22 protein-coding genes and 2 pseudogenes are annotated in these 25813 nt (G+C 72.1%); 2 read left to right on the top strand and 22 right to left on the bottom strand.

Translation table 11 applies throughout. From position 1 onward, the window contains the following. Nucleotides 1-74: 74 nt before the first annotated feature. The 6 genes and pseudogenes from carB to pyrR all read right to left on the bottom strand — a co-directional run bounded on the left by carB (nt 75) and on the right by pyrR (nt 8206). Nucleotides 75-3386, bottom strand: a complete 3312-nt coding sequence (carB, locus tag Q3Y56_RS29395; protein WP_304464800.1) for a carbamoyl-phosphate synthase large subunit — start codon at nt 3384-3386, stop codon at nt 75-77. Further along, nucleotides 3379-4517, bottom strand: a pseudogene (gene carA / locus Q3Y56_RS29390) (glutamine-hydrolyzing carbamoyl-phosphate synthase small subunit). The gene carB and the pseudogene carA overlap by 8 nt, the downstream one beginning before the upstream one ends. Next, nucleotides 4514-5098 (bottom strand): hypothetical protein, encoded by a 585-nt coding sequence (locus Q3Y56_RS29385; RefSeq protein ID WP_304464799.1) that lies wholly within the window; start codon nt 5096-5098, stop codon nt 4514-4516. Before Q3Y56_RS29385 ends, carA begins: the two are co-directional and overlap by 4 nt. After that, nucleotides 5095-6383 (bottom strand): annotated as a pseudogene (locus Q3Y56_RS29380) (dihydroorotase). Before Q3Y56_RS29380 ends, Q3Y56_RS29385 begins: the two are co-directional and overlap by 4 nt. 17 nt (nt 6384-6400) lie before the next feature. Continuing rightward, nucleotides 6401-7423, bottom strand: a complete 1023-nt coding sequence (locus Q3Y56_RS29375; RefSeq protein WP_304464798.1) for an aspartate carbamoyltransferase catalytic subunit — start codon at nt 7421-7423, stop codon at nt 6401-6403. A gap of 189 nt (nt 7424-7612) precedes the next feature. Next, nucleotides 7613-8206, bottom strand: a complete 594-nt coding sequence (gene pyrR, locus Q3Y56_RS29370) for a bifunctional pyr operon transcriptional regulator/uracil phosphoribosyltransferase PyrR (RefSeq protein ID WP_304464797.1) — start codon at nt 8204-8206, stop codon at nt 7613-7615. Nucleotides 8207-8401: 195 nt separating this feature from the next. Between pyrR and bldD the strand changes: the two genes are divergently transcribed. Further along, the gene (bldD, locus tag Q3Y56_RS29365) at nt 8402-8902 is read left to right on the top strand and encodes a transcriptional regulator BldD (RefSeq protein ID WP_135337455.1); all 501 of its coding nucleotides are present in this window, start codon (nt 8402-8404) and stop codon (nt 8900-8902) included. Between the two features lie 177 nt (nt 8903-9079). Here bldD and nusB read toward each other — a convergent pair whose 3' ends face one another. The 15 genes from nusB to rpsD all read right to left on the bottom strand — a co-directional run bounded on the left by nusB (nt 9080) and on the right by rpsD (nt 23495). After that, the gene (gene nusB / locus Q3Y56_RS29360; RefSeq protein ID WP_304464796.1) at nt 9080-9523 is read right to left on the bottom strand and encodes a transcription antitermination factor NusB; all 444 of its coding nucleotides are present in this window, start codon (nt 9521-9523) and stop codon (nt 9080-9082) included. A gap of 2 nt (nt 9524-9525) precedes the next feature. Next, on the bottom strand, nt 9526-10092 hold the full coding sequence (gene efp / locus Q3Y56_RS29355) for an elongation factor P (RefSeq protein WP_304464795.1): 567 nt from the start codon (nt 10090-10092) through the stop codon (nt 9526-9528). 63 nt (nt 10093-10155) lie between these two features. Further along, the gene (locus tag Q3Y56_RS29350) at nt 10156-11313 is read right to left on the bottom strand and encodes an aminopeptidase P family protein (RefSeq protein WP_304464794.1); all 1158 of its coding nucleotides are present in this window, start codon (nt 11311-11313) and stop codon (nt 10156-10158) included. 90 nt (nt 11314-11403) lie between these two features. Next, nucleotides 11404-12366 (bottom strand): AAA family ATPase, encoded by a 963-nt coding sequence (locus tag Q3Y56_RS29345; RefSeq protein ID WP_304464793.1) that lies wholly within the window; start codon nt 12364-12366, stop codon nt 11404-11406. A gap of 155 nt (nt 12367-12521) precedes the next feature. Beyond that, nucleotides 12522-12995 (bottom strand): type II 3-dehydroquinate dehydratase, encoded by a 474-nt coding sequence (gene aroQ / locus Q3Y56_RS29340; RefSeq protein ID WP_304465854.1) that lies wholly within the window; start codon nt 12993-12995, stop codon nt 12522-12524. Between the two features lie 77 nt (nt 12996-13072). Further along, the gene (gene aroB / locus Q3Y56_RS29335) at nt 13073-14164 is read right to left on the bottom strand and encodes a 3-dehydroquinate synthase (protein WP_304464792.1); all 1092 of its coding nucleotides are present in this window, start codon (nt 14162-14164) and stop codon (nt 13073-13075) included. Next, nucleotides 14161-14682: a shikimate kinase gene (locus tag Q3Y56_RS29330; protein ID WP_304465853.1), complete on the bottom strand. Its 522-nt coding sequence runs from the start codon at nt 14680-14682 to the stop codon at nt 14161-14163. The genes aroB and Q3Y56_RS29330 overlap by 4 nt, the downstream gene beginning before the upstream one ends. Before the next feature lie 26 nt (nt 14683-14708). Further along, a complete protein-coding gene (gene aroC / locus Q3Y56_RS29325) occupies nt 14709-15893 on the bottom strand; it encodes a chorismate synthase (RefSeq protein WP_304464791.1) in 1185 nt (394 codons plus the stop codon). Nucleotides 15894-16041: 148 nt separating this feature from the next. Then, the gene (locus Q3Y56_RS29320) at nt 16042-16878 is read right to left on the bottom strand and encodes a shikimate dehydrogenase (protein ID WP_304464790.1); all 837 of its coding nucleotides are present in this window, start codon (nt 16876-16878) and stop codon (nt 16042-16044) included. A gap of 13 nt (nt 16879-16891) precedes the next feature. Next, the gene (gene mltG / locus Q3Y56_RS29315; protein ID WP_304464789.1) at nt 16892-18631 is read right to left on the bottom strand and encodes an endolytic transglycosylase MltG; all 1740 of its coding nucleotides are present in this window, start codon (nt 18629-18631) and stop codon (nt 16892-16894) included. A 103-nt stretch (nt 18632-18734) separates the two neighbouring features. Continuing rightward, nucleotides 18735-19199, bottom strand: coding sequence for a Holliday junction resolvase RuvX (ruvX, locus tag Q3Y56_RS29310; RefSeq protein WP_304465852.1), 465 nt, complete (start codon nt 19197-19199; stop codon nt 18735-18737). Between the two features lie 14 nt (nt 19200-19213). Continuing rightward, complete coding sequence (gene alaS, locus Q3Y56_RS29305) at nt 19214-21883, bottom strand: alanine--tRNA ligase (RefSeq protein WP_304464788.1); 2670 nt, start codon at nt 21881-21883, stop codon at nt 19214-19216. Next, nucleotides 21883-22215 carry a DUF6167 family protein gene (locus Q3Y56_RS29300; protein WP_304464787.1) on the bottom strand — a complete coding sequence of 111 codons (333 nt, stop codon included), beginning with the start codon at nt 22213-22215 and terminating at the stop codon, nt 21883-21885. Before Q3Y56_RS29300 ends, alaS begins: the two co-directional genes overlap by 1 nt. Nucleotides 22216-22224: 9 nt before the next feature. Beyond that, entirely contained in the window at nt 22225-22665 is a 441-nt protein-coding gene (locus tag Q3Y56_RS29295; protein WP_304464786.1) for a DUF948 domain-containing protein, read from the bottom strand. Nucleotides 22666-22883: 218 nt separating this feature from the next. Next, entirely contained in the window at nt 22884-23495 is a 612-nt protein-coding gene (gene rpsD / locus Q3Y56_RS29290; protein ID WP_304464785.1) for a 30S ribosomal protein S4, read from the bottom strand. A 194-nt stretch (nt 23496-23689) separates the two neighbouring features. Here rpsD and Q3Y56_RS29285 point away from each other — a divergent pair, with 194 nt between their 5' ends. Beyond that, complete coding sequence (locus Q3Y56_RS29285; RefSeq protein WP_304464784.1) at nt 23690-24400, top strand: DUF2470 domain-containing protein; 711 nt, start codon at nt 23690-23692, stop codon at nt 24398-24400. Nucleotides 24401-24424: 24 nt separating this feature from the next. Here Q3Y56_RS29285 and Q3Y56_RS29280 read toward each other — a convergent pair whose 3' ends face one another. Further along, the gene (locus tag Q3Y56_RS29280) at nt 24425-25792 is read right to left on the bottom strand and encodes a replication-associated recombination protein A (protein WP_304464783.1); all 1368 of its coding nucleotides are present in this window, start codon (nt 25790-25792) and stop codon (nt 24425-24427) included. Nucleotides 25793-25813: the final 21 nt, after the last annotated feature.

Below are 25813 nucleotides of genomic sequence, written 5' to 3'. Positions count from 1 at the left end.
GCGGAAGCTTTCTGCGCGCGGGAACGGGGGGCTCATGAGGAGGGGGGCACCGGACGGTGCCCCCCTCGCTCACCTCACTCCTCGCGGGCGGCGATCAGGTGCTCCGCGTGCTCCTGGAGCGACCGGACGCCGACCTCGCCTCTGCTCAGCGCCTCGATGCCCTGGACGGCGGCGGCGAGCGCCTGGACCGTGGTCAGGCAGGGCACCGCGCGGGCGACGGCGGCCGTACGGATGTCGTAGCCGTCGAGGCGGCCGCCGGTGCCGTACGGGGTGTTGACGATCAGGTCGACCTGGCCGTCGTGGATGAGCTGGACGATGGTCTTCTCACCGTTCGGCCCCTCGCCCTCGCTCTGCTTGCGCACGATGGTGGCGTTGATGCCGTTGCGCCTGAGCACCTCGGCGGTGCCGGAGGTGGCCATCAGCTCGAAGCCGTGCGCGACCAGCTCGCGCGCGGGGAAGATCAGCGCGCGCTTGTCGCGGTTGGCGACGGAGACGAAGGCCCGGCCCTTGGTGGGCAGCGCGCCGTACGCCCCGGCCTGGGACTTGGCGTACGCCGTGCCGAAGACGGAGTCGATCCCCATGACCTCGCCGGTGGAGCGCATCTCCGGGCCCAGGACGGTGTCCACGCCGGCGCCGGACGGGTCGCGGAACCGCGTCCACGGCATCACGGCCTCCTTGACCGAGATCGGCGCGTCCAGCGGCAGGGTGCCGCCGTCGCCGGCGGCCGGCAGCATGCCCTCGGCGCGCAGCTCGGCGATGGTCGCGCCCAGCGAGATCCGGGCGGCGGCCTTGGCCAGCGGCACGGCGGTGGCCTTGGAGGTGAACGGGACCGTACGGGAGGCGCGCGGGTTGGCCTCCAGCACGTACAGGATGTCCCCGGCCATGGCGAACTGGATGTTGATCAGGCCGCGGACCCCGACGCCGCGCGCGATGGCCTCGGTGGAGGCGCGCAGCCGCTTGATGTCGAAGCCGCCGAGGGTGATCGGGGGCAGCGCGCAGGCGGAGTCGCCGGAGTGGATGCCGGCCTCCTCGATGTGCTCCATGACGCCGCCGAGGTAGAGCTCGGTGCCGTCGTAGAGCGCGTCGACGTCGATCTCGATCGCGTCGTCGAGGAAGCGGTCGATGAGGACCGGGTGCTCGGAGATCAGGCCCGCGTGCCGCTCCAGGTACTCGCCGAGCGACGGCTCGTCGTAGACGATCTCCATGCCGCGGCCGCCGAGCACGTAGGAGGGCCGGACCATGACCGGGTAGCCGATCTCGGCGGCGATGTGCCTGGCCTCCTCGAAGGAGAAGGCGGTGCCGTACTTCGGCGCGGGCAGCCCGGCGTCCTGGAGCACCTTGCCGAAGGCGCCACGGTCCTCGGCGGCGTGGATGGCCTCCGGCGGGGTGCCGACGATCGGCACGCCGTTGTCCTTGAGCGCCTGGGCCAGGCCGAGGGGGGTCTGGCCGCCGAGCTGGACGACGACGCCGGCGACCGGTCCGGCCTGGGTCTCGGCGTGGACGATCTCCAGCACGTCCTCCAGGGTGAGCGGCTCGAAGTAGAGCCGGTCGGAGGTGTCGTAGTCGGTGGAGACGGTCTCCGGGTTGCAGTTGACCATCACGGTCTCGTACCCGGCGTCGCTCAGCGCGAAGGAGGCGTGGACGCAGGAGTAGTCGAACTCGATGCCCTGGCCGATGCGGTTCGGACCCGAGCCGAGGATGATCACGGCGGGCTTCTCCCGCGGCGCGACCTCGTTCTCCTCGTCGTAGGACGAGTAGAAGTACGGGGTCTTCGCGGCGAACTCGGCGGCGCAGGTGTCGACGGTCTTGTAGACGGGACGGACGCCGAGGGCGTGCCGGACCTGGCGGACGACGTCCTCGCCGAGGCCGCGGATCTCGGCGATCTGAGCGTCGGAGAAGCCGTGGCGCTTGGCCTCGGCCAGCAGCTCGGGGCCGAGTTCGGCGGCGGCCGCCAGCTCGTCGGCGATCTCCTTGATGAGGAAGAGCTGGTCGACGAACCACGGGTCGATCTTGGTGGCGTCGAAGACCTCCTCCGGGGAGGCGCCGGCCCGGATCGCCTGCATCACGGTGTTGATCCGGCCGTCGGTGGGGACCTGGGCCTTGGCCAGCAGCTCCGCCTTGTCGCCCGGCTCGCCCGTGAAGGCGAACTGGCTGCCCTTCTTCTCCAGCGAGCGCAGGGCCTTGTTCAGCGCCTCGGTGAAGTTGCGGCCGATCGCCATGGCCTCGCCGACCGACTTCATGGTGGTGGTGAGGGTGGCGTCGGCGGCCGGGAACTTCTCGAACGCGAACCGCGGCACCTTGACCACGACGTAGTCGAGCGTGGGCTCGAAGGACGCCGGGGTCTGCTCGGTGATGTCGTTGGGGATCTCGTCCAGGGTGTAGCCGACGGCGAGGCGGGCGGCGATCTTCGCGATCGGGAAGCCGGTGGCCTTGGAGGCAAGCGCCGAGGACCGGGAGACGCGCGGGTTCATCTCGATGACGATGACCCGGCCGTCGTCGGGGTTGACGGCGAACTGGATGTTGCAGCCGCCGGTGTCCACGCCGACCTCGCGGATCACGGCGATGCCGATGTCGCGCAGGATCTGGTACTCGCGGTCGGTGAGCGTCATCGCCGGGGCGACGGTGATGGAGTCGCCGGTGTGCACGCCCATCGGGTCGAAGTTCTCGATGGAGCAGACGACCACGACGTTGTCGTGCTTGTCGCGCATGAGCTCCAGCTCGTACTCCTTCCAGCCGAGGATGGACTCCTCCAGGAGCACCTCGGTGGTGGGAGACAGCGTCAGGCCCTGGCCGGCGATCCGGCGCAGTTCCTCCTCGTCGTGCGCGAAGCCGGAGCCGGCGCCGCCCATGGTGAAGGAGGGGCGGACCACGACGGGGTAGCCGCCGAGCGTCTCGACGCCCGCCAGCACCTCGTCCATCGAGTGGCAGATGACCGAGCGGGCGGACTCGCCGTGGCCGATCTTGGCCTTGACCGCCTCGACGACCTCCTTGAACAGGTCGCGGTCCTCGCCCTTGTGGATGGCCTCGACGTTGGCGCCGATGAGCTCGACGCCGTACTTGTCGAGGGTGCCGGCCTCGTGCAGGGAGATCGCCGTGTTCAGCGCGGTCTGGCCGCCCAGGGTGGGCAGCAGCGCGTCGGGACGCTCCTTGGCGATGATCTTCTCGACGATCTCCGGGGTGATCGGCTCGACGTACGTGGCGTCGGCGATCTCCGGGTCGGTCATGATCGTGGCGGGGTTGGAGTTGACCAGGATGACCCGCAGGCCCTCGGCCTTGAGGACCCGGCACGCCTGGGTGCCGGAGTAGTCGAACTCGGCGGCCTGGCCGATGACGATCGGGCCGGAGCCGATGACCAGGACGGACTGGATGTCGGTGCGCTTAGGCACGCTGGCCCTCCATCAGGGAGACGAAGCGGTCGAACAGGTACGCGGCGTCGTGCGGACCTGCGGCGGCTTCGGGGTGGTACTGGACGCTGAAAGCGGGGACGTCGAGGCACTGCAGACCCTCGACCACGTCGTCGTTGAGGCAGACGTGGGAGACCTCGACCCGGCCGTAGGGGGACTCGGTGGGACCGTCGAGCGGGGCGTCGACGGCGAAGCCGTGGTTGTGCGCGGTGATCTCGACCTTGCCGGTGGTGCGGTCCTGCACCGGCTGGTTGATGCCGCGGTGGCCGTACTTGAGCTTGTACGTGCCGAAGCCCAGGGCGCGGCCGAGGATCTGGTTGCCGAAGCAGATACCGAAGAGCGGGGTCTTGCGCTCCAGCACGCCGCGCATGACGGAGACCGGGTGGTCGGCGGTGGCCGGGTCACCGGGTCCGTTGGAGAAGAACACGCCGTCGGGCTGGACCGCGTACACGTCGTCGATGGTCGCGGAGGCGGGCAGCACGTGCACCTCGATGCCGCGCTCGGCCATCCGGTGCGGGGTCATGCCCTTGATGCCGAGGTCGATGGCGGCGACGGTGAAACGCTTCTCTCCGATGGCCGGGACCACGTACGGCTCGAGGGTGGCGACCTCGCCGCTGAGGTCGGCGCCCTTCATCTGCGGGGATGCCTGCACCTTGGCGAGCATGGCCGCGTCGTCGGCGACGGCCGCGCCGGAGAAGATGCCCACCCGCATGGCGCCGCGTTCGCGCAGGTGGCGGGTGAGCGCGCGGGTGTCGATGCCGCTGATGCCGACGACGCCCTGGGCGGCGAGCTCGTCGTCGAGGGAGCGGCGGGCGCGCCAGTTGGACGGCACGCGGGCGGGGTCGCGGACGACGTAGCCGGAGACCCAGATGCGCTTGGACTCCGGGTCCTCGTCGTTGACGCCGGTGTTGCCGACGTGCGGGGCGGTCATGACGACCACCTGCCGGTGGTACGACGGGTCGGTGAGGGTCTCCTGGTAGCCGGTCATGCCGGTGGAGAACACCGCCTCGCCGAAGGTCTCCCCCACGGCCCCGTAGGCGCGGCCACGGAAGGTGCGACCGTCCTCCAGGACGAGTACGGCGGGGGTCCTGGCCCCGGGGTGGAGGTCGTCATCGTTGGCCTTCCTGGTCGTGCTGTACGGCGACGGCGTTGTCGCCGGTGAGGGGGTCGATGGCCGCGACCCACGCGGGGTGCTCGGCGGCGTGGTCGAAGCGGAAGCCGGAGTCGATCAGCTTGTCGCCGTGGCGCCAGGTGATCACCAACAGTCCGCCCTCGGTGAGGACCTTGCCCGCGATGCCCTTGTCGAGCCGGGCGCCGCGCAGTGCGTCGGCGGGGACGAAGAAGTCGCGGGCGCCTGGCCGTGCGACGGCCAGGCCCTGGTCCGTCAGGGTGAGTTCGGCCCGGCTGCGGGTGCCGAGGCCGTGGGCGACGATCCGGTCCAGCCACTGGCCGGCGGTGGTGGAGCCGTGGTAGCGGCCGGCCGCGGTCAGCCGGGCGGGGCCGGGGTCGGCGGGGGGTTCGGGCAGCTCGGGCAGGTCGCTCTGGAGCGTGCCGCGCCACTTCCAGCCCTCGCGCATCAGCCAGTAGACGAGGCCGATGAGGAGGAGCAGGCCGACGACCCAGCCGAGCCGCGCGGCCCAGTCGGTGACCTCCTGGGACTCGCGCTCCGCCGCCAGAGTGATGAAAGGTGTCACGTCAGCTTCCCGTCTACGACCGTGGCCCGGCCCCGCAGGAAGGTGTGCGTCACGCGGCCCGGCAGCTCCAGGCCCCGGTAGGGGGTGTTGCGGCTGCGGGAGGCGAAGCCCGCGGGGTTCACCACACCACGGTATGCCGGATCCACCAGGGTGAGGTTGGCGGGCTCTCCGGCGGCGACGGGGCGGCCGTGGCCGTCGAGGCGGCCGATGGCGGCGGGGCGGAAGGACATCCGGTCCGCGATCTGGGCCCAGTCCAGCAGGCCGGTGTCCACCATGGTGTGCTGGACGACGGAGAGCGCGGTCTCCAGGCCCACCATGCCCATGGCGGCGGCGCCCCACTCGCAGTCCTTGTCCTCGTGCGGGTGCGGGGCGTGGTCGGTGGCGACGCAGTCGATGGTGCCGTCGGCGAGGGCCTCGCGCAGGGCCATCACGTCGGCCTCGGTGCGCAGCGGCGGGTTCACCTTGTAGACGGGGTCGTAGGAGCGCACCAGCTCGTCGGTGAGGAGCAGGTGGTGCGGGGTGACCTCGGCGGTGACGTGCCAGCCCTTGGACTTGGCCCAGCGGACGATCTCGACGGAGCCGGCCGTGGACAGGTGGCAGATGTGCACCCGGGAGCCGACGTGGGCGGCGAGCAGCACGTCGCGCGCGATGATCGACTCCTCGGCGACGGCGGGCCAGCCGGCCAGACCCAGTTCGGCGGAGACGATGCCCTCGTTCATCTGGGCGCCCTCGGTGAGCCGGGGCTCCTGGGCGTGCTGGGCGATGACGCCGTCGAACGCCTTCACGTACTCCAGCGCCCGCCGCATGATCACCGCGTCGTCCACGCACTTGCCGTCGTCGGAGAAGACCCGGACGCCGGCGGCGGAGTCGTGCATCGCGCCGAGCTCGGCGAGCTTCTTGCCCTCCAGGCCGACGGTGACGGCGCCGACGGGCTGGACGTCGCAGTAGCCGGACTCCTTGCCGAGCCGCCAGACCTGCTCCACGACGCCCGCGGTGTCGGCGACGGGGAAGGTGTTGGCCATGGCGTGGACGGCGGTGTAGCCGCCGACGGCGGCGGCCTTGGTGCCGGTCAGGACGGTCTCGGAGTCCTCGCGGCCGGGCTCGCGCAGGTGGGTGTGGAGGTCGACGAGGCCGGGCAGCAGGATCCGGCCCTCGGCCTCGATGACGGTGGCGCCCTCGGGGCCTCCAGTGCGGGGCCGACGGCCGCGATGGTCTCGCCGTCGACGAGGACGTCCTGCGGGTCGCCGCCGAGGACCTGGGCGCCGCGGATCAGGGTCTTGCTCATGGTGGGATCTCCGTACGTCAGGCGGTGGTCGCGGAATCAGCGGCGGGGCGCGCAGCGCCTCCGCTGAGGGTGGTGGCGGGCGACGGGTGGGCCGGCAGCTCGGCGCCGCTGAGAAGCAGGTAGAGGACGGCCATGCGGATGCTGACGCCGTTGGCGACCTGCTCCACGGCGGTGCAGCGCGGGGAGTCGGCGACCTCGGCGGTGATCTCCATGCCGCGGTTCATCGGGCCGGGGTGCATGACGATGGCGTGCTCGGGCATCCGGGCCATGCGGTCGCCGTCCAGGCCGTACCGGCGCGCGTACTCGCGCTCGGTGGGGAAGAAGGCCGCGTTCATCCGCTCGCGCTGGACCCGCAGCATCATGACGGCGTCGGACTTGGCCAGGACCGCGTCCAGGTCGTAGCTGACCTCGCAGGGCCAGTTCTCGACGCCGACCGGGACCAGGGTGGGCGGGGCGACCAGGGTCACCTCGGCGCCGAGGGTGTTCAGCAGGAGCACGTTGGAGCGGGCGACCCGGCTGTGCAGGACGTCGCCGACGATGGTGATGCGGCGGCCGGACAGGTCGTGGCCCGCGCCGGCCTCGATGCCGACGAGTCGCCGGCGCATGGTGAAGGCGTCGAGCAGCGCCTGGGTGGGGTGCTCGTGGGTGCCGTCGCCGGCGTTGACGACCGAGCCGCCGATCCAGCCGGAGGTGGCGAGCCGGTGCGGGGCGCCGGAGTCGTGGTGCCGGATGACGACGGCGTCGGCGCCCATCGCCTCCAGGGTGAGCGCGGTGTCCTTCAGGGACTCGCCCTTGGAGACCGAGGAGCCCTTGGCGGAGAAGTTGATGACGTCGGCGGAGAGCCGCTTGGCGGCGGCCTCGAAGGAGATGCGGGTGCGGGTCGAGTCCTCGAAGAAGAGGTTGACGACGGTGCGGCCGCGCAGGGTGGGCAGCTTCTTGATCGGCCGGTCCGCGAGCCGGGCCAGTTCCTCGGCGGTGTCGAGGATCAGGACGGCGTCGTCGCGGGTGAGGTCGGCGGCCGAGATGAGGTGGCGCTTCATCCGGTTACTCCGTGGGTGAGGCGGGTGGCGGGGCTTGGGGGCATCCCTGGGGGCACTTCCGGGGGCGCCTCTGGGGGCACCGCTGGGGGCACCTCCCAGCGGTCGCGCTGGGGGAGGTCGCGCTGGGGCAAGGGGCGGGCAGGCGCCGGCACGGCCCCCGAGCGGATACCGGGGCCGTACACGGGGGCGCTACTGCTCGCCGGCCGGGGCGGTCTCGCGGGCGATTCCGAGGAGCACGCTGTCGCGGCCGTCTTCCTCGGTGAGCTGGACCTTGACCGTCTCCCGCAGCGACGTGGGGAGGTTCTTGCCCACGTAGTCGGCGCGGATCGGCAGTTCGCGGTGGCCGCGGTCGACGAGGACCGCGAGCTGCACGGCGCGCGGCCGGCCGATGTCGTTCAGCGCGTCCAGGGCGGCCCGGATGGTGCGGCCGGAGAACAGCACGTCGTCGACGAGGATGACGACGCGGCCGTCGATCCCGTCGGCGGGGATCTCGGTGCGGGCCAGGGCTCGGGCCGGGCGCAGCCGCAGGTCGTCGCGGTACATGGTGATGTCGAGCGAGCCGACCGGGACGTCCCGGCCGGTGATGTCCGCCAGCTTGGCGGCGAGGCGCCGGGCGAGGAAGACCCCGCGAGTGGGAATGCCCAGCAGCACCACGTTCTCGGCGCCCTTGGCGCGTTCGACGATCTCGTGGGCGATGCGGGTGAGCACCCGCGCGATGTCCGGGCCCTCCAGAACGGGGCGGGCCGGTACCGCGGGCGCGGAGTTCGGGCTGTTTGTGTCCATACGAAACGGACCTCCTTCTCCGCCTCACGGGACGGACTTTAAAGGACGTCGGAATTGCGCCATTCACAGTAGCAGGGTCAACCGGGAGCGCCGGCATCACCCCTGACGGCGCACAGTGAGGTTCATTCGGCTTGACGAATGGAGATTACGCTGCGTAACCTCACAGTGAGTTACCAGTCTCGTCCGGGGAGCTTTATGTCCAGCGAATACGCCAAACAGCTCGGAGCCAAGCTCCGTGCCATCCGCACCCAGCAGGGCCTCTCCCTTCACGGTGTCGAGGAGAAGTCCCAGGGCCGCTGGAAGGCCGTGGTGGTCGGTTCCTACGAGCGCGGCGACCGTGCCGTGACCGTGCAGCGCCTTGCCGAGCTGGCCGATTTCTACGGCGTCCCGGTGCAGGAGCTGCTGCCCGGCACCACTCCGGGCGGGGCCGCCGAGCCCCCGCCGAAGCTGGTGCTGGACCTTGAGCGCCTGGCCCATGTTCCGGCCGAGAAGGCGGGCCCGCTGCAGCGATACGCGGCGACGATCCAGAGCCAGCGCGGGGACTACAACGGCAAGGTGCTGTCGATCCGCCAGGACGACCTGCGCACGCTGGCCGTGATCTACGACCAGTCGCCTTCGGTGCTGACCGAGCAGCTGATCAGCTGGGGCGTGCTCGGCGCGGACGCGCGTCGCGCGGTCCAGCATGAGGACGTTTAGGCGTCCACCCACCCATTCCTACCTGCAGAAACGTGCCGCCGGGGGCGTCGGAGCCAAGGGGTTCCGCCGCCCCCGGCGGCTTTCCGGCGCGAACGGGCCGGGCGCCGGAAGCGGGCCGGGCGCGCGAACGGGCCCGGTGCGCGCTCTGCGCTCCGGGCCCGGCGTGTTGGGCTTGGGTTACGACTGCTCCGGCTGATCGCGGCGCAGCCCCGGCTTGAGCTCCTTGAGCCGGCCCAGCAGGCCGTTGACGAAGGCCGGAGAGTCGTCGGTGGAGAACTCCTTGGCGAGCTGCACCGCCTCGTCGATCACCACCGCGTCCGGCGTGCCGTCCTCCCAGATCAGCTCGTACGCGCCGAGCCGGAGGACGTTGCGGTCCACCACCGGCATCCGGTCCAGCGTCCAGCCCACCGCATAGGTGGCCAGCAGCTCGTCGATCCGGGCCGTGTGCTGCGCATAGCCCTCGACCAGCTGCATCGTGTACTCGGTGACCGGCGGCTGCCGGTCGTCGGTCCGGGCGAGCCGGATCCAGTCCGCGAGCACGGTCTGCACGGAGCAACCGCGCTGATCGGCTTCGAACAGGATCTGGAAAGCGCGCTTGCGGGCCTTGTTACGGGCGGCCACGGTTAGCTGCTCACCCGGCCGAGGTAGTCGCCCGAACGGGTGTCGACCTTGATCTTCTCACCGGTGGTGATGAAGAGCGGGACCTGGATCTCGTAGTCGGTCTCCAGGGTGGCGGGCTTGGAGCCGCCGGTGGAGCGGTCGCCCTGGACACCCGGCTCGGTGTGCTTGATGGTCAGCTCGACCGCGGCCGGGAGCTCGACGTAGAGCACGCTGCCCTCGTGCTGCGCCACGGTCGCCTCGAAGCCCTCGATGAGGAAGTTCGCGGCGTCGCCGACGGACTTGCGGTCGACGTGGAGCTGGTCGTAGGTGTCCATGTCCATGAAGACGAAGTAGTCGCCGTCCATGTACGAGAACTGCATCGTGCGCTTGTCGACGGTGGCGGTCTCGACCTTCACGCCTGCGTTGAAGGTCTTGTCGACGACCTTGCCGGAGAGTACGTTCTTCAGCTTGGTGCGCACGAAGGCCGGGCCCTTGCCGGGCTTGACGTGCTGGAACTCGACGACGGACCAGAGCTGGCCGCCTTCGAGCTTGAGCACCATGCCGTTCTTGAGGTCGTTCGTGGATGCCACGGTTGCGGGATCTCCTGGACTGAAGCTGATGGGACCAGAAGATGCCACGCGAGCGCCGTGAGGCTACAGCGCGAGCAGCTCCTTGGTCGTGATGGTGAGTAGCTCGGGCCCGCCGTCCGCCTCGGGACGGACGACGAGTGTGTCATCGATACGGACACCGCCCCGGCCCGGGAGGTGGACCCCCGGTTCGACGGTGACCGGCACGCAAGCGTCCAGTTTACCCATGGCCGAGGGGGCGAGCCGAGGGTCCTCGTCGATTTCGAGGCCCACGCCGTGCCCGGTACGGGCCCCGAAGCCCTCTCCGTACCCGGCCGCGTCCAGGACATGGCGGGCCGCCCGGTCCACGTCCCGGTACGCCGCGCCGGGCAGCAGCGCCTCCCGGCCGGCCCGCTGCGCCGCGAAGACCAGCTCGTACAGCTCGATCTGCCAGTCGGCCGGGGTGGTGCCGATGACGAAGGTGCGGCCCACCTCGCAGCGGTAGCCCCGGTAGTTCGCGCCCAGGCAGACGCAGAGGAAATCGCCTTCCTCCACTCGCCGGTCGGTGGGCGTGTGCCGGGCGCGTCCCGCGTTCGGACCGCAGCCGACGGCCGTGGGCAGCGCCGGGCCGTCCGCGCCGTGGTCGATCAGCCGCCGCTCCAGCTCCAGCGCCAGATGCCGTTCGGTGCGCCCGACGAGAATCGACTCGAGCAGCTCGCCGAGCGCCTGGTCCGCGATCTCGGCGGCGATCCGCAGGCAGGAGATCTCCTCCTCGTCCTTCACCAGGCGCAGCTGCTCGACGGCGCAGCCCAGGTCGGCCAGCCGCAGCCGGGGGGCCGCCGCGCGCAGGGTCCGGTGCCGGGCGACGCTGAGGTGGTGCTCCTCGACGGCGAGGGACGCGGCGCCCGCGCGCTCGGCCACGGCGGCCGCGGCCACGGCGGCGTCGGTCTCGGCGGCGGGCAGGGGCATCAGCCGCAGCGCGTCATCGATGGGGGCCCCTGCCATGCCCTTCAGGCCATGGGAGAGGAAGAGCGACGCGCCCCCTCCGCTCTCCGCCGGATCCTCCGGGCACACCAGCAGGTCACCAGGGTCGTCGGCGGCCCCGAGCAGCAGCACCGCACCGCGGGGCGCGGCCCCGCACAGATAGCGCACATTGGCGGGCCGGGAGACCAGCGCGGCCTCGGCGCCGGCCGCCGCGGAGCGTTCACGCAGCCGCGTGCGGCGCGCCGCGTACACCTCGGACATGCTTCCGAGCGTACGGAGTGCGGGGCGCGGCGGCCGGTTGAGCGGGGCCGGATGGGCGGCGGCCCGGGCCCGGCGGCTCCGGCGCGGCGGTCACCAGGTGGGCGGGCTGGCGATGGAGCGGGCGACGACCTCGTCCAGCACTCGAGCGGTGGTCTCCACGTCGTACGTGGAGTTGTCGATGATCGGCAGGCCCGAGCCGTACCAGCCGGCCATGCGGCCGTGGATCCGGGCCACCTCCTCGTCGCTGAGCCTGCGGTTGCCGCTGCGCGCGGCGTTCCGCTCCAGGACGATCTCCAGGCCGGGCAGGATCACCACGGGCAGCAGTCCGGGGCCGACGTGCCGCTTCCAGCCGCCGAGACCGACGACCGGGCGGTCGGGGAAGACGGCGTCGTCGAGGATGCAGGAGATCCCGTTGGCCAGGAAGTTGCGGGCCGCGAAGCCGCAGGTGCGGCGGGCGAGGCGGTACTGCGCCTCGGAGTTGTCGTTCCACCCGGACTGCGGATTGGCGAAGCCGGACCTGACCCATTCGCGGACGTCGTCCAGGCTGATGTGGGCGGTCGGCACCCGCCGGCGGTCGGCCCAGTGCCGCGCGACGGTGGTCTTGCCCGCCCCCGCCGGGCCGATCAGCAGCACCGCCACGGCGGCCAGCGAGGCGTCGGCGACCGCGGTCGCACCGGCCGGGGCGTGCTGGGGCATCTGCACAGGCCCGCCGGGCGGGAGCTGGACATGGCCGGTGGTCATCGTGGCCTCGATCGGCGCCGCCCCGGCGGGCGGGCCGGGCGGCGGGACGGGCCCGGTCCCGGGCGGCCCCGCCGGTGGCACCGGCCCGGTCGCCGGCTGCGGGTGCGGCGGCACCGGCCCGCCGGTCGCGGGCGGGTGCGGCTGCGGCTGCGTATGGCCCGCGGGTGGTGCGGCGGGCGGCGCCGGGGCCGCCGCGGGCTGCGCGGGAGGCGGCGGAACGGGGTGGTGGCTCGCGTCCTGGGTCCAGCCGACACCGGGGCCCTGCCCTGCCCCGTGGGGCGGTGGCAGCGGCGCTCCCCCTGTGTGCTGCATCCGGTGACACTCCGTCTCGTGCGGTGCTTGACGGCAACTGGCATGCCGTACCACGGCCGTGGGGCCGGGTCGTACCGAACGGTACCTCCCCCGGCCGTCGCCGTGTGAACGGCCGGGGAACCGGGCCGGGCCCGTCGCGGGCCCGGCGCACGCCGTCAGCCAGGCGTTTCCCCGGACAGCGCGCGCAGCGCGAGCCGGTAGGAGCCGATCCCGAAGCCCGCGATGGTGCCGCTGGCGACGGCGGCGATGACGGAGGTGTGACGGAACTCCTCGCGCGCGTGCGGGTTGGAGATGTGCACCTCGATCAGCGGGGCGGTGCGCTGGGCGGCCGCGTCCCGCATGCCGTACGAGTAGTGCGTGAACGCGCCGGGGTTGATCACGACGGGGATCGAGCCGTCCGCGGCCTCGTGCAGCCAGCGGATCATCTCGCCCTCGTCGTTGGTCTCCCGGACCTCGACGTCGAAGCCGAGCTCCTTGCCCAGCGCGGTGCACTCCGCCACCAGCCCGGCGTAGGAAGTGGCGCCGTAGACGTCCGGCTCGCGGCTGCCGAGCCGCCCGAGGTTGGGCCCGTTGAGCACGAGCACCCGCCGGGCAGCAACGTGGTTCGCTTCTCCGGCCGCGCGGCGCAGAGGTGCGGGCTTCTCCCCCAGCCTTGACGGCTGGGAGGTGCCCCCAGTCTGCGGCCCGGCGGCCGCGTGTCCGACGCTCACGACGACACCTCGCCGTACGCCGCGAGCAGCACCGCCGGGTCCGGACCCTCCAGCACGGTCGGCTTGGCCAGGCCGTCCAGGACGATGAAGCGCAGCCGGTCGCCGCGCGACTTCTTGTCGACCTTCATCGTCTCCAGCAGCTTGGGCCACTGGTCGCCGCGGTAGGTCAGCGGCAGTCCGACCGACTCCAGTACGGCGCGGTGCCGGTCGGCGGTGGCGTCGTCCAACCGGCCCGCCAGTCGGCCGAGTTCGGCGGCGAAGACCATGCCGATGGAGACCGCGGCCCCGTGCCGCCACTTGTAGCGCTCGTTCTTCTCGATCGCGTGCGCGAGGGTGTGGCCGTAGTTGAGGATCTCGCGCAGCCCCGACTCCTTGAGGTCGGAGGAGACCACGTCGGCCTTGACCCGGATCGAGCGCTCGATGAGCTCGGCGGTGTGCGGACCGGCGGGCGTGCGGGCCGCCGCCGGGTCCGCCTCGATCAGGTCGAGGATCACGGGGTCGGCGATGAACCCCGCCTTGATGATCTCGGCGAGGCCGCTGACGTATTCGTGGACCGGCAGCGACTCCAGCGCGGCCAGGTCGCACAGCACTCCGGCGGGCGGGTGGAAGGCGCCGACGAGGTTCTTGCCCTCGGCCGTGTTGATGCCGGTCTTGCCGCCGACCGCGGCGTCGACCATGCCGAGCACGGTGGTGGGGACGGCGATCCAGCGCACGCCGCGCAGCCAGGTCGCGGCGACGAAGCCCGCGACGTCGGTGGTGGCGCCGCCGCCGACGCCGACGATCACATCGCTGCGGGTGAAGCCGGTCTGGCCCAGCGCCTTCCAGCAGTAGGCGGCGACCTCGACGGTCTTGGCCTCCTCGGCGTTGGGCAGCTGGATGGCGATGGCCTCGTAGCCCTGGTCCGCGAGGTCCTCGCGGATCGCCTCACCGGTCTCGGCGAGGGCCTCCGGGTGCAGGACGGCGACGCGCTTGGCGGCGCTGCCGATGAGTCCGGGCAGCTCGCCGAGGAGCCGGCGGCCGACCAGGACGTCGTACGGGTCGCTGCCGTGGCTGCCTGCGACCTGGATGCGGGTGACGTGCTCGGTCACGGGTGTTCCTCCCGGCCGGGGGCCCCGGCCCCCGGCGTGTGCGCCTTCAGTTCCAGTGCGTCGAGGACCGCGTCGGCGACCTCCTCGGGGCTGCGGCCCTCGGCGGAGACCACGGCGCGCGCCACCTCGGTGTAGTACGGGCGGCGCTGCTCCATCAGCTCGCGCCAGCGCTGCCGCGGGTTGACCGCGAGCAACGGCCGGGGGGCGTCCAGGCCGGTGCGCTTGACGGCCTCGTGGACGCCCATCTCCAGGAAGACGACGGGCAGCCCGGCGAGCAGGGCGCGCGTGCCCTCGTCCATGACCGCTCCCCCGCCCAGCGCCAGCACCCCGCGGTGCTCGGCGACGGCCGCCGCGACGGCCCGCCGCTCCAGCTCACGGAAGTGCGGTTCGCCCTCGTCGAAGAAGATCTCCGAGACCTCCTTGCCGGCGGTCGCGACGATGTCGGCGTCGGTGTCCCGGAAGGTGGTGCCGAGGCGCTCGGCAAGGAGTCGGCCGACCGTCGTCTTGCCCACGCCCATCGGGCCGACGAGTACGACGGCGGGGGTCACCGGATGGCCAGGTTGTCGAGGTAGCCCTGGACGTTCCGGCGGGTCTCGGCGACGCTGTCGCCGCCGAACTTCTCGGCGACCGCGTCCGCCAGCACCAGCGCCACCATCGCCTCGGCGACGATGCCCGCGGCCGGGACCGCGCACACGTCCGAGCGCTGGTGGTGGGCCTGGGCGGGCTCGCCGGTGGTGACGTCGACGGTCGCCAGCGCCCGCGGCACGGTGGCGATCGGCTTCATCGCGGCCCGTACCCGCAGCAGCTCACCGGTGGTCAGGCCGCCCTCGGTGCCGCCGGACCGGCCGGAGGTCCGGCGGATGCCCTCGTCGGTGGCCACGATCTCGTCGTGGGCCTTGGAGCCGGGGACCCGGGCGAGGTCGAAGCCGTCGCCGACCTCGACGCCCTTGATGGCCTGGATGCCCATGAGCGCCGCCGCCAGCCGCGCGTCCAGGCGGCGGTCCCAGTGCACGTGCGAGCCGAGACCCACCGGCACGCCGTAGGCCAGCACCTCGACGACGCCACCGAGGGTGTCGCCGTCCTTGTGGGCCTGGTCGATCTCGGCGACCATCGCCTTGCTGGCGTCGGCGTCCAGGCAGCGCACCGGGTCGGCGTCGAGCTTGTCGACGTCGGACGGCTGGGGGTAGACGCCGTACGGGGCCTTGGCGGCGGCCAGTTCCACCACGTGGCTGACGATCTCGATGCCGGCCGTCTCCTTGAGGTACGAGCGGGCGACGGCGCCGAGGGCGACCCGGGCCGCGGTCTCGCGGGCGCTGGCGCGCTCCAGGATCGGCCGGGCCTCGTCGAAGCCGTACTTCTGCATGCCGGCGAGGTCGGCGTGGCCGGGCCGCGGGCGGGTGAGCGGCGCGTTGCGGGCCAGCCCGGCGAGGATCTCGGCGTCGACCGGGTCGGCGGCCATGACCTGCTCCCACTTGGGCCACTCGGTGTTGCCGACCATGATGGCCACCGGGCTGCCGAGGGTCAGACCGTGCCGTACGCCGCCGAGGAAGGTGACCTCGTCGCGCTCGAACTTCATCCGGGCACCGCGGCCGTAGCCCAGCCGCCGCCGGGCCAGCGCGTCCGCCACCATCTCGGTGGTGATCGGCACGCCGGCGGGCAGTCCTTCCAGCGTCGCCACGAGTGCGGGGCCGTGCGACTCCCCCGCGGTCAGCCAGCGCAACCTGCTCAACGGTGCTCCTCATGCTCGCGCCTGACGCGTACGACGGCGCGAGCAGGTGCGCGGCCCTGTTCCCGCCACCTCTGATCCTCCCACGTCCGGGTGGGCGTCTCAGACGTGGTCTCAGTGGGTGGACCCCCTGTCCGGGGCCGGGGCGGATTCAGGCGGCGCGGGCCGCCAGGGCCGCCTCGCCCGCCGCGCGCATCGCGGCCAGCGGTCCCGGCGTCCGGCCCGTCATCTGCTCGACCTGGAGCACCGCCTGGTGCACCAGCAGGTCGAGGCCGCCGAGCACCGCGCCGCCGCGCGCGGACCAGGCGGCCGCGAGCGGGGTCGGCCACGGGTCGTACAGCACGTCGAACAGGGCTCCGGGCCACTCGGGGACGGCGGCGGCCAGGTCGTCGGTGGCGCCCGCCGGGGTGGTGGCGATCACCAGCGGCGCCTCGAACGCCTCCGCCGCGTCGGCCCAGTCGCCGATCCGCACCGGCACCCCCAGCCGCGCGCCCCACCCCCGCATCTCCGCGGCGCGGCTCGCCTTGCGGACGTAGGCGGTGACCTCCCCCGGGCAGATCCGGGACAGCGCGGCGAGCGCGGAGGCGGCGGTGGCCCCGGCGCCGAGCACCGCCGCGCGCTCCACCCGCTCGATGCCGCGTTCGCGCAGGGCGGCCACCATGCCGGGGATGTCGGTGTTGTCGCCGACCGTGCGGCCGTCGTCGGTGAAGACGACGGTGTTGACCGCCTCCACCGAGGCCGCGGTGTCGCTGATCTCGTCGAGCAGCGGGATGACCGCGCGCTTGAGCGGCATGGTCAGCGACAGCCCGGCCCACACCCGCCGGTCGAGCCCGGTGACGAAGTCCGGCAGCCCGGCCTCGTTCACGTCGAAGCGGTGGTACGTCCAGCCGGTCAGGCCCAGCTCGGCGTAGGCGGCGCGGTGCAGGGCCGGGGAGAGGGAGTGGGCGATCGGCGAACCGAGCACCGCCGCCCTGCGGTTGTAGGTCATCTGCCCGCCTCCCTCAGCCCTTCTTCTGGTTCTTGTACTCGTTGTACAGCTTCTGGAACTCGGTGTAGGTCTTGGTGAACTTCGTCGTCTTGCTGTCGAGCGAGAGGAAGTAGAACCACCCGTCGTGCGTCGGGTTCAGCACGGCCTTGAGTGCATCCTTGCCCGGGTTGCCGATCGGGCCCGGCGGCAGCCCCTTGTAGAAGTACGTGTTGTAGGGGTTGTCGTAGTTCTTGATCTCGTCGAGGCCGATGTCGGTCTTGCTCTGGTTCTTGATGTAGTTGTACGTCGAGTCGAACTGGAGCTTGCCGTAGGTCTCGGAGTTGTCGGGCTTGAGGCGGTTGTAGACCACCTCGGCCATCTTCCGGTACTCGTCGTGGGTGACGCCCTCGGCCTGGACCAGGCTGGCGACGTTGATCACCTGGAGCGGGGAGTCCAGCCCGAGCTTCTTGGCCTCGCCCGCCAGGTCGTACTTGGCGTACTCCGCGGTGGCGGTCTTGACCATCTGCCGCAGCACGGCCTCGGGCTTGGTGCCCTTGCCGACGTTGTAGCGGGCCGGGTAGAGGAAGCCCTCCAGCGGGTCCTTGATCTTCGGGTTGTCGTCGGCCCAATCGGGCAGCCCGAGGTTCTTGGCCTCGCGCTTGGCGACGTCCGCGGTGGTGCCCGCCTTGAGGCCGATCTTCTTGTCGATCGCCGCGTAGATGTTGGCGTTGCGCATGCCCTCGAAGATGGTCAGGCCGTTCGCGGAGCCGTCGGTCAGCATCTCGACGGCGGCGGCCGCGGACATCTCCTTCCGGAGGGTGTACGAGCCCGGCTGGATGAACTTGCCGCTGTCTTCGACGGCTTTCACGAAGGCACCGCTGCTCTTCACCACTCCGGCGTCCGTGAGGATTCTGCCGATCTCGGCTCCGCCCGCGCCCTCGGGGATCTCGACCGTCACCTGGCCGGTGCCCTGACCCGAGTAGTCGGCGGGCTCGCCGAAGCGGCTCTGCCAGAACTGGTAGCCGTAGTAGCCGCCGCCTCCGACCGCACCGACCAGCACGACGGCGGTGAACAGGCAGGCCAGGCCACTGCGGCGTTTGGGCTTCTTGTTGCGGCGGCCGCGGCCGGGCTCCTCGTCGGGGCCGTCGTCCTCGTCGTCGCCCGCCAGGAAGGCGCGGATGCGGTCGTCCTGCTCGGACGGCTCGGGTTCGGTCGGACCGCCGCCGGTCTCCGCCGGGGATGACGGCGCCGCGGCCCCGGCCCCGGCCGCCACGGGCTCCTGGGCATATCCCGGCTGCTGATCCTGCTGCCGACGCGCGTAGTGCGGCTCGGGCGGCGGGTAGGCGCCGGGGGCCGCGTAGTGGTCCGGGTGTTCGCCGGTGTGCGGGTCGGCGGGGCGGGCGTACGGGTCGGTGGGGTCGGTCGCGCCGTAACCGGGGTCCCAGCCGCCGGCGTGCTGGGCCTCGCCCTGCGGCTGCTGGGGGTAACCCCCCTCATGGCCCTGGCCCTCCCACTGCTGCTGGGGGTACGGCTGATGCCCGTGCTGCGGGTACTGCTGGTAGTCCTGCGACTGCGGGTACTGCTCGGGGTACTGCTGACCGCCGTAAGGATCCTGCACGTAGGGCTGCTGTCCCAGAGGATCCTGGCCCAGCGGGTCCTGCCCGTACGGATCATGACCCGCCCCGGCCTGCTGCCCGCCCCACCCCTGGTCCCCGTACAGAGGGTCGTCGGGGTGCCACGGTTGGGAGCCGGGGCCCCGGCCATACTCAGTCATCGATCCCCTAGGGCCGCGCGGCGGCAGCCGAGGTGGCGCGGCGCTCGTGGCGCGGGCGGATACATCAGCTGCCGTTAACGCGCGGAACGTTACCGTATCGCGATCAGATGACCACTTCGACGCCCTCGCCCGGCGGCTCCCCGGACACCCGTTCGGTCTCCAGCGCATTCTGCAGAATCACCACGGCAGCGGCCTGATCGACGCTGCTGCGGCCCTTCTTGGAGCTGACACCGGAGGCGCGCATGCCCTGGGTCGCCGTGACGGTCGTCATACGCTCGTCGACCAGCCGCACCGGCACCGGGGCGACCCGCTGGGCGAGCGTCTGCGCGAAGGCGCGCACCTTGGCCGCGGCCGGGCCCTCCCGCCCGCTGAGCGAGCGGGGCAGCCCGACCACGACCTCGATCGGCTCGTACTCCTCGACGATCGCGGCCAGCCGCCGGTGGGCGGCCGGGACGTCGCGTCCCGGCACGGTCTCCACCGGGGTGGCGAGGATCCCGTCGGGGTCGCACGAGGCGACCCCGATCCGGGCGTCCCCGACGTCGATGGCGATCCGCCTGCCGCGTCGCATGGAGCTCACGTCCGTCACGCCTGCTCGGCCACGAGGCGCTCGACGGCCTCGATGGCGTCTCCGACGGCGGCCGGGTTCTGGCCGCCGCCCTGGGCGACGTCCGGCTTGCCGCCACCGCCGCCGCCGAGCGTCTTGGCGGCGGTACGGACCAGGTCGCCGGCCTTGAGTCCGCGCTCGCGGGCGGCCTCGTTGGTGGCGATGACGGTCAGCGGGCGGCCGTTGGCGGTGGTGAACAGCGCCACGACAGAGGGGCGGTCGCCGGGGATCCGGCCGCGCACGTCGAGGACCAGCTTGCGCAGGTCGTCGGCGGAGGTGCCGTCCGGCACCTGGCCGGTGACCAGGGCGACGCCGCGCACGTCCTTGGCGCCTTCGGCGAGCCCGGCGGCCGCCTGGAGCACCTTCTCGGCGCGGAACCGCTCGATCTCCTTCTCGGCGTCCTTGAGCTTGGCGAGCATCCCGGCGACCTTCTCCGGGAGCTCCTCCGAGCGGCCCTTGACCAGGTTGGTCAACTGGGCGACGACCGTGGCCTCACGGGCGAGGAAGCTGTAGGCGTCCACGCCGACCAGGGCCTCGATACGGCGCACGCCGGAGCCGATCGAGGACTCGCCGAGCAGCTTCACCAGGCCGAGCTGGGCGGTGTTGTGCACGTGGGTGCCGCCGCACAGCTCCTTGGAGAAGTCGCCGATGGTGACCACGCGGACCCGCTCGCCGTACTTCTCGCCGAACTCGGCGATGGCGCCCTGCTTCTTGGCGTCCTCCAGGCTCATGATCTCGGCCTGGACGTCCAACTCGCGGGCGAGCACCTCGTTGATCTTCTGCTCGACGTCGGTGAGGACGGTGCCGGGCACAGCGCTCGGCGAGCCGAAGTCGAAGCGGAAGCGGCCGGGCGAGTTCTCCGAGCCGGCCTGGGCGGCGGTCGGGCCGAGCGCGTCGCGCAGCGCCTGGTGGGTGAGGTGGGTGGCGCTGTGGGCGCGGGCGATGGCCCGGCGGCGCTTGACGTCGATGGCGGCGTACGCGGCGGAGCCGACGGTCACCTCGCCGACCTGGACGACGCCCTTGTGGACGCTGACGCCGGGCACCGGCTGCTGGACGTCCCGGACCTCGACGACGGCGCCGGAGTCGAGCCTGATCCGGCCGGTGTCGGCGAGCTGGCCGCCGCCCTCGGCGTAGAACGGGGTGCGGTCCAGGACGACCTCGACGTCGTCGCCCTCGGAGGCGGCGGGCGACGGCACGCCGTCGACGAGCAGGCCGACGATCCGGGCCTCGCCCTCGGTGAGGGCGTAGCCGGTGAACTCGGTGGAGCCGGAGGCGTCGGCGACCTCGCGGTAGGCCGACAGGTCGGCGTGGCCGGTCTTCTTGGCCTTGGCGTCGGCCTTGGCCCGCTCCCGCTGCTCCTTCATCAGGCGGCGGAAGCCCTCCTCGTCCACGGACAGGCCCTGCTCGGCGGCCATCTCCAGGGTGAGGTCGATCGGGAAGCCCCAGGTGTCGTGGAGCAGGAACGCCTTGTCGCCGGTGAGGACGGTGGCGTTGTAGGCCTTGGCCTCGGCGACAGCGGTGTCGAGGATGTTGGTGCCGGCCTTGAGGGTCTTGAGGAAGGCGGCCTCTTCGGCGAGGGCGACGGTCTCGACGCGCTTGCGGTCCTGGACCAGCTCCGGGTACTGCTCGCCCATGGTCTTGATGACGACGTCGACCAGCGCGCCGACGACCGGCTCGGTGGCGCCGAGCATGCGCATGTTGCGGATGGCGCGGCGCATGATGCGGCGCAGCACGTAGCCGCGGCCCTCGTTGCCGGGGGTGACGCCGTCGCCGATGAGCATCACGGAGGTGCGGATGTGGTCGGCGACGACGCGCAGCGAGACGTCGGAGGCGGCGTCGGCGCCGTAGGCCACGCCGGTGAGCTCGGTGGCCTTGTCCATCACGACGCGCAGGGTGTCGGTCTCGTACATGTTCCGCACGCCCTGCAGGATCATGGCGAGGCGTTCGAGACCGAGGCCGGTGTCGATGTTCTTGCTGGGCAGCTCGCCCAGGATCGGGAAGTCCTCCTTGCCGGAGCCCGGGCCGCGCTCGTACTGCATGAAGACCAGGTTCCAGATCTCCACGTACCGCTCGTCGTTGACGGCCGGGCCGCCCTCGACGCCGAACTCGGGGCCGCGGTCGTAGTTGATCTCGGAGCAGGGGCCGCAGGGGCCGGGGACGCCCATGGACCAGTAGTTGGGGCCCATGCCCAGGCGCTGGATGCGCTCGGCGGGGACGCCGACGACCTCGCGCCAGATGCGCTCCGCCTCGTCGTCCTGCTCGTAGACGGTGATCCAGAGCTTCTCGGGCTCCAGGCCGTAACCGCCCTTGTCCTGGGGCGTGGTGAGCAGCTCCCAGGCGTACTTGATGGCGCCTTCCTTGAAGTAGTCGCCGAAGGAGAAGTTGCCGCACATCTGGAAGAACGTGCCGTGCCGGGTGGTCTTGCCGACCTCTTCGATGTCCGGGGTTCGGACGCACTTCTGCACGCTGGTGGCGCGCGTGTAGGGCGGCTTGACCTCGCCGAGGAAGTACGGCTTGAACGGCACCATGCCCGCGGGGACCAGCAGCAGGGTCGGGTCGTCCGCGATCAGCGACGCCGACGGCACGACGGTGTGCCCACGCTCCTCGAAGAAGCGCAGCCAGCGGCGGCGGATTTCAGCCGACTCCATCAGTGGTCCTCTTTTCCGGTGGTGCGGTAGGGGGTGGGATAGGTCTGGGCGAGCCGGCCGGGGCCGCGCGGCGCGGGCAGCTCGGGAATGTCGTCCGCGGGCGGCGCCGCGGTCAGGCCGAGCGCGTCGCGCAGGGCCGTCTCACGGTCGGCCATGCCCTCGCGGACGTCGAGGGCGAAGAGCTTGACCCGCCGGCCGGCCAGGACGGCGCGGTCGGCGGCCCGTGCCGCCAGGCTCTCCGGGGTGAGCTGGTTGAGCTTGCGGTTGACCTTGGTGGTGGCCCACACGCCGGCTGCGACGCCGGTGGTGAACCAGAACGTGCGGCGGAACATCCGACTGACTCAGCCCTTCGATCCACGGTTGCGGCGGCCGCCCCAGCGGGCGGACGGCAGGGTCTTGCCGACGATGACGGTGCGCCGGGGCTCCGGCTCGGGTGCCTGCTTGCGGCCGATCGCGCGCCGGACGCCGTAGCCGAACGCGGCGACCTTGACCAGCGGTCCGCCGAAGGCGGTGGAGACGGTCGAGGAGAGCGCGGAGGCGTTGGCGGTGACTTCCTGGACGTCGGCCGCGATGGAGTCCACCCGGGCGAGCTGGGTGTTCGCGCTTCGTACGGTCGCGGAGGCGTCGCTGAGCAGCGGGACCGCCTGCTCGGTCACCTCCGCCACCAGCCGGGTGGTCTCCCTGAGCGTCTGCGCGAGCCGTACCAGCGCGAGCGCGAGGAACGACACGAGGATCGCCCAGAAGACGGCCACGATGATCCCGGCCACCTCTCCACCGGACACGTTGCACCGCTCCCTGCTGCGTCGTTTAGCCCCATCGTTTCGCTTCATCGACCTTATCGCGCCGCGGCCGCCTGTCCGCACCGGATAACCCCCGGGAACGGCGACGGCCCGCGGGCGCCCGCACCGACCGGAGTCGGTGGGGAGCCCGCGGGCCGAATGCGGGGACGTACCCGGTTGCCCTCAGGCGCCGGAGCGCCGGACGGGCTGACGCCGCTGGATCAGCGGGCGTAGTACTCGACGACGAGCTGCTCGTCGCAGATCACGGGGATCTCCTTGCGGTTCGGCTCCCGGTCGAGGCGGAAGGCGAGCGCCTTGAGGTTGACCTGCAGGTAGCGCGGGGTCTCGCCGTCGGGGGCGTAGCCACCCTCACGCGCGACCTGGAAGGGGTGCTTCTCGCGGCTGCGCTCGCGGACCATCACGACGTCGTCGGGGCTGACGCGGAAGGACGGCTTGTCGACCTTGCGGCCGTTGACCTCGATGTGGCCGTGGACGACCATCTGGCGGGCCTGGTAGATCGTGCGGGCGATACCCGACCGCAGGACGAGCGCGTCCAGACGGCGCTCAAGCTCGATGATCAGGGCTTCGCCCGTCTTGCCAGTGACCTTCCGAGCGCGGTCGTAGGCACGGGCCATCTGGCGCTCGCTGATGTCGTACTGAGCGCGCAGACGCTGCTTCTCCAGCAGACGGACCTTGTAGTCACTGTTCTGCTTGCGGCCACGGCCGTGCTCACCCGGCGGGTACGGGCGGGCCTCGAAGTACTTGACGGCCTTCGGGGTCAGCGCGATGCCGAGCGCACGCGACTTCTTGACCTTGGGACGCGACTGGTTCACGTGGAACGAACCTCCGTTGTAAGTTAGGTTAGCCTTACCTTAGCCGAGGAGAACGCATGATTCGACCTGGGATCCCCCTGCCCAGCGCTGCTCAGAACGCCGAGGAGGGTCAGCCGCGCCCCATGGAAGAAACTCCGCGGCCTACGGCGGCGGAGCGCGTACGTACTCTCGTGGAGTCCAAGGCTACGGCGTCCTTGGCGATTCCTGGAATCGAGGTCGCCGACGAACTCGGCGGGGGCGGACCCGCCGCGCGCACCGTCACCCCCGACGGAGACGTGCTATTGCTGGTCTCCGGCCACTCCGCGGCCGCCCGCGCGGCCGCCCACGCCCACGATGACGAGCTGACGTGCGTGATGGAGATCACGGACGTCGCCCCCGTTTCGGTGCCCCATCGCATCCGCGGACGCGCCTGGGTCGCCGGCTGGCTGACCCCCGTACGGGACGAGGAGCGGGCGGCCTGCGCCATGCTGCTCGCCGAGCAGCACCCCGTCGGCGAGATCCTCTCCCTCGGCTCGGTGGACGGGCCCTCCTGGACGCTGCTGCGGCTGGAGGTCGGCGAGGCGGGCGTGGACGACCTGTGGGGCGTGGAGGACGTGGAGCCGGACGCCTTCGCCGCGGCCGTCGCCGATCCGCTCGCCCCGCACGAGGCGGAGCTGCTCCAGCATCTGCACGCGGCCCACAGCGACCAGGTGCGCGGACTGTGCGCACTGCTCGGCGAACGCGCGGTGTGCGGGGCGCACGGACGACCGGTGCCCGTGGCGCTGGACCGCTTCGGCCTGCGCGTGCGGTTCACGGGCTCGGCCCAGCAGGTCTTCGACGCGCGGTTCGACTTCCCCGAGCCGGTGGGGGACATCGCGGAACTGCGCCGAGCCATGCACGTGCTCTTCGAGGCGGCCACGGACTAGCCGGTCACGGCCCGGTGATCGGGACTACGACGGCTCGCCGTCGGACCGCTCGCCGCGCAGGCGCAGCCGGACCCGCTCGACCACGTCCGCGTAGCGCGCCTCCGCGCCGTACCGGGTGGGCTCGTAGTAGCGCTTGCCGTGCAGCGCGTCCGGTGCGTACTGCTGCGCGGCGATGCCGCCCGGCAGATCGTGCGGATACAGGTAGCCCTGGGCGTGCCCCAGCTTCTTGGCGCCCTGGTAGTGGCCGTCGCGCAGGTGCGGCGGGACGGGACCGGCGAGCCCCTTGCGGACGTCTTCGAGCGCCGCGCCGATCGCCGTCGTGGCGGAGTTCGACTTGGGCGCGAGCGCCAGCGCGATGGTGGCGTGGCTGAGGGTGAGGGCGGCCTCCGGGAAGCCGATCATCGCCACCGCCTGGGCCGCGGCCACCGCGGTCGGCAGGGCGGTCGGGTCGGCCAGGCCGATGTCCTCGCTCGCGGAGATCATCAGCCGCCGGGCGATGAACCGCGGGTCCTCCCCCGCCTCGATCATCCGGGCCAGATAGTGCAGCGCCGCGTCCACGTCCGAGCCGCGGATGGACTTGATGAGCGCGCTGGCCACGTCGTAGTGCTGGTCACCGTCGCGGTCGTACGTCACCGCCGCCCGGTCGACCGCCTCCTCCAGCGTGGACAGCGTGATCTCCGGCTCGCCCTTGGCGATCGCCGCGCCCGCGCCCGCCTCCAGCGCGGTCAGCGCCCGGCGGGCGTCGCCGCCGGCGATCCGCAGCAGATGGGCCTCGGCGTCCGCGGGCAGGGTGACGGCCCCGGCGAGCCCCCGCTCGTCGGTGAGCGCACGGCCGAGCAGCCCGCGCAGGTCGCCGTCGGTCAGCGGCTCCAGGGTGAGCAGCAGCGACCGGGAGAGCAGCGGGGAGATCACCGAGAAGTACGGGTTCTCCGTGGTGGCCGCGATCAGCGTGACCCACCGGTTTTCGACGGCGGGCAGCAGCGAGTCCTGCTGGGCCTTGCTGAACCGGTGGATCTCGTCCAGGAAGAGCACGGTGTCCCGGCCGAACGCCCCCGAGGAGCGGCGCGCCCCGTCGATGACCGCCCGGACCTCCTTCACCCCGGCGGTGATGGCGGACAGCTCCACGAAGCGCTTCTCGGTGGCCTGACTGACGACGTACGCCAGGGTCGTCTTGCCGATGCCGGGCGGGCCCCACAGGATCACCGACGACGGCCCGGCCGGGCCCGCGGCACCCCCCACGAGTCTGCGCAGCGGCGACCCGGGCCGCAGCAGATGCTGCTGGCCCACGACCTCGTCGAGGGTGCGCGGACGCATCCGCACGGCCAGCGGACTGCTGGCCGGGTCCTTCTCCTGGCGGTCCTCGGCGGCTGCGGTGAACAGGTCTGGCTCCACAGATGGAGCCTATGTCAGGGG

Source organism: Streptomyces sp. XD-27, assembly GCF_030553055.1.
GTDB lineage: Bacteria > Actinomycetota > Actinomycetes > Streptomycetales > Streptomycetaceae > Streptomyces.
This window is presented reverse-complemented; position numbering and strand designations above follow the sequence as displayed.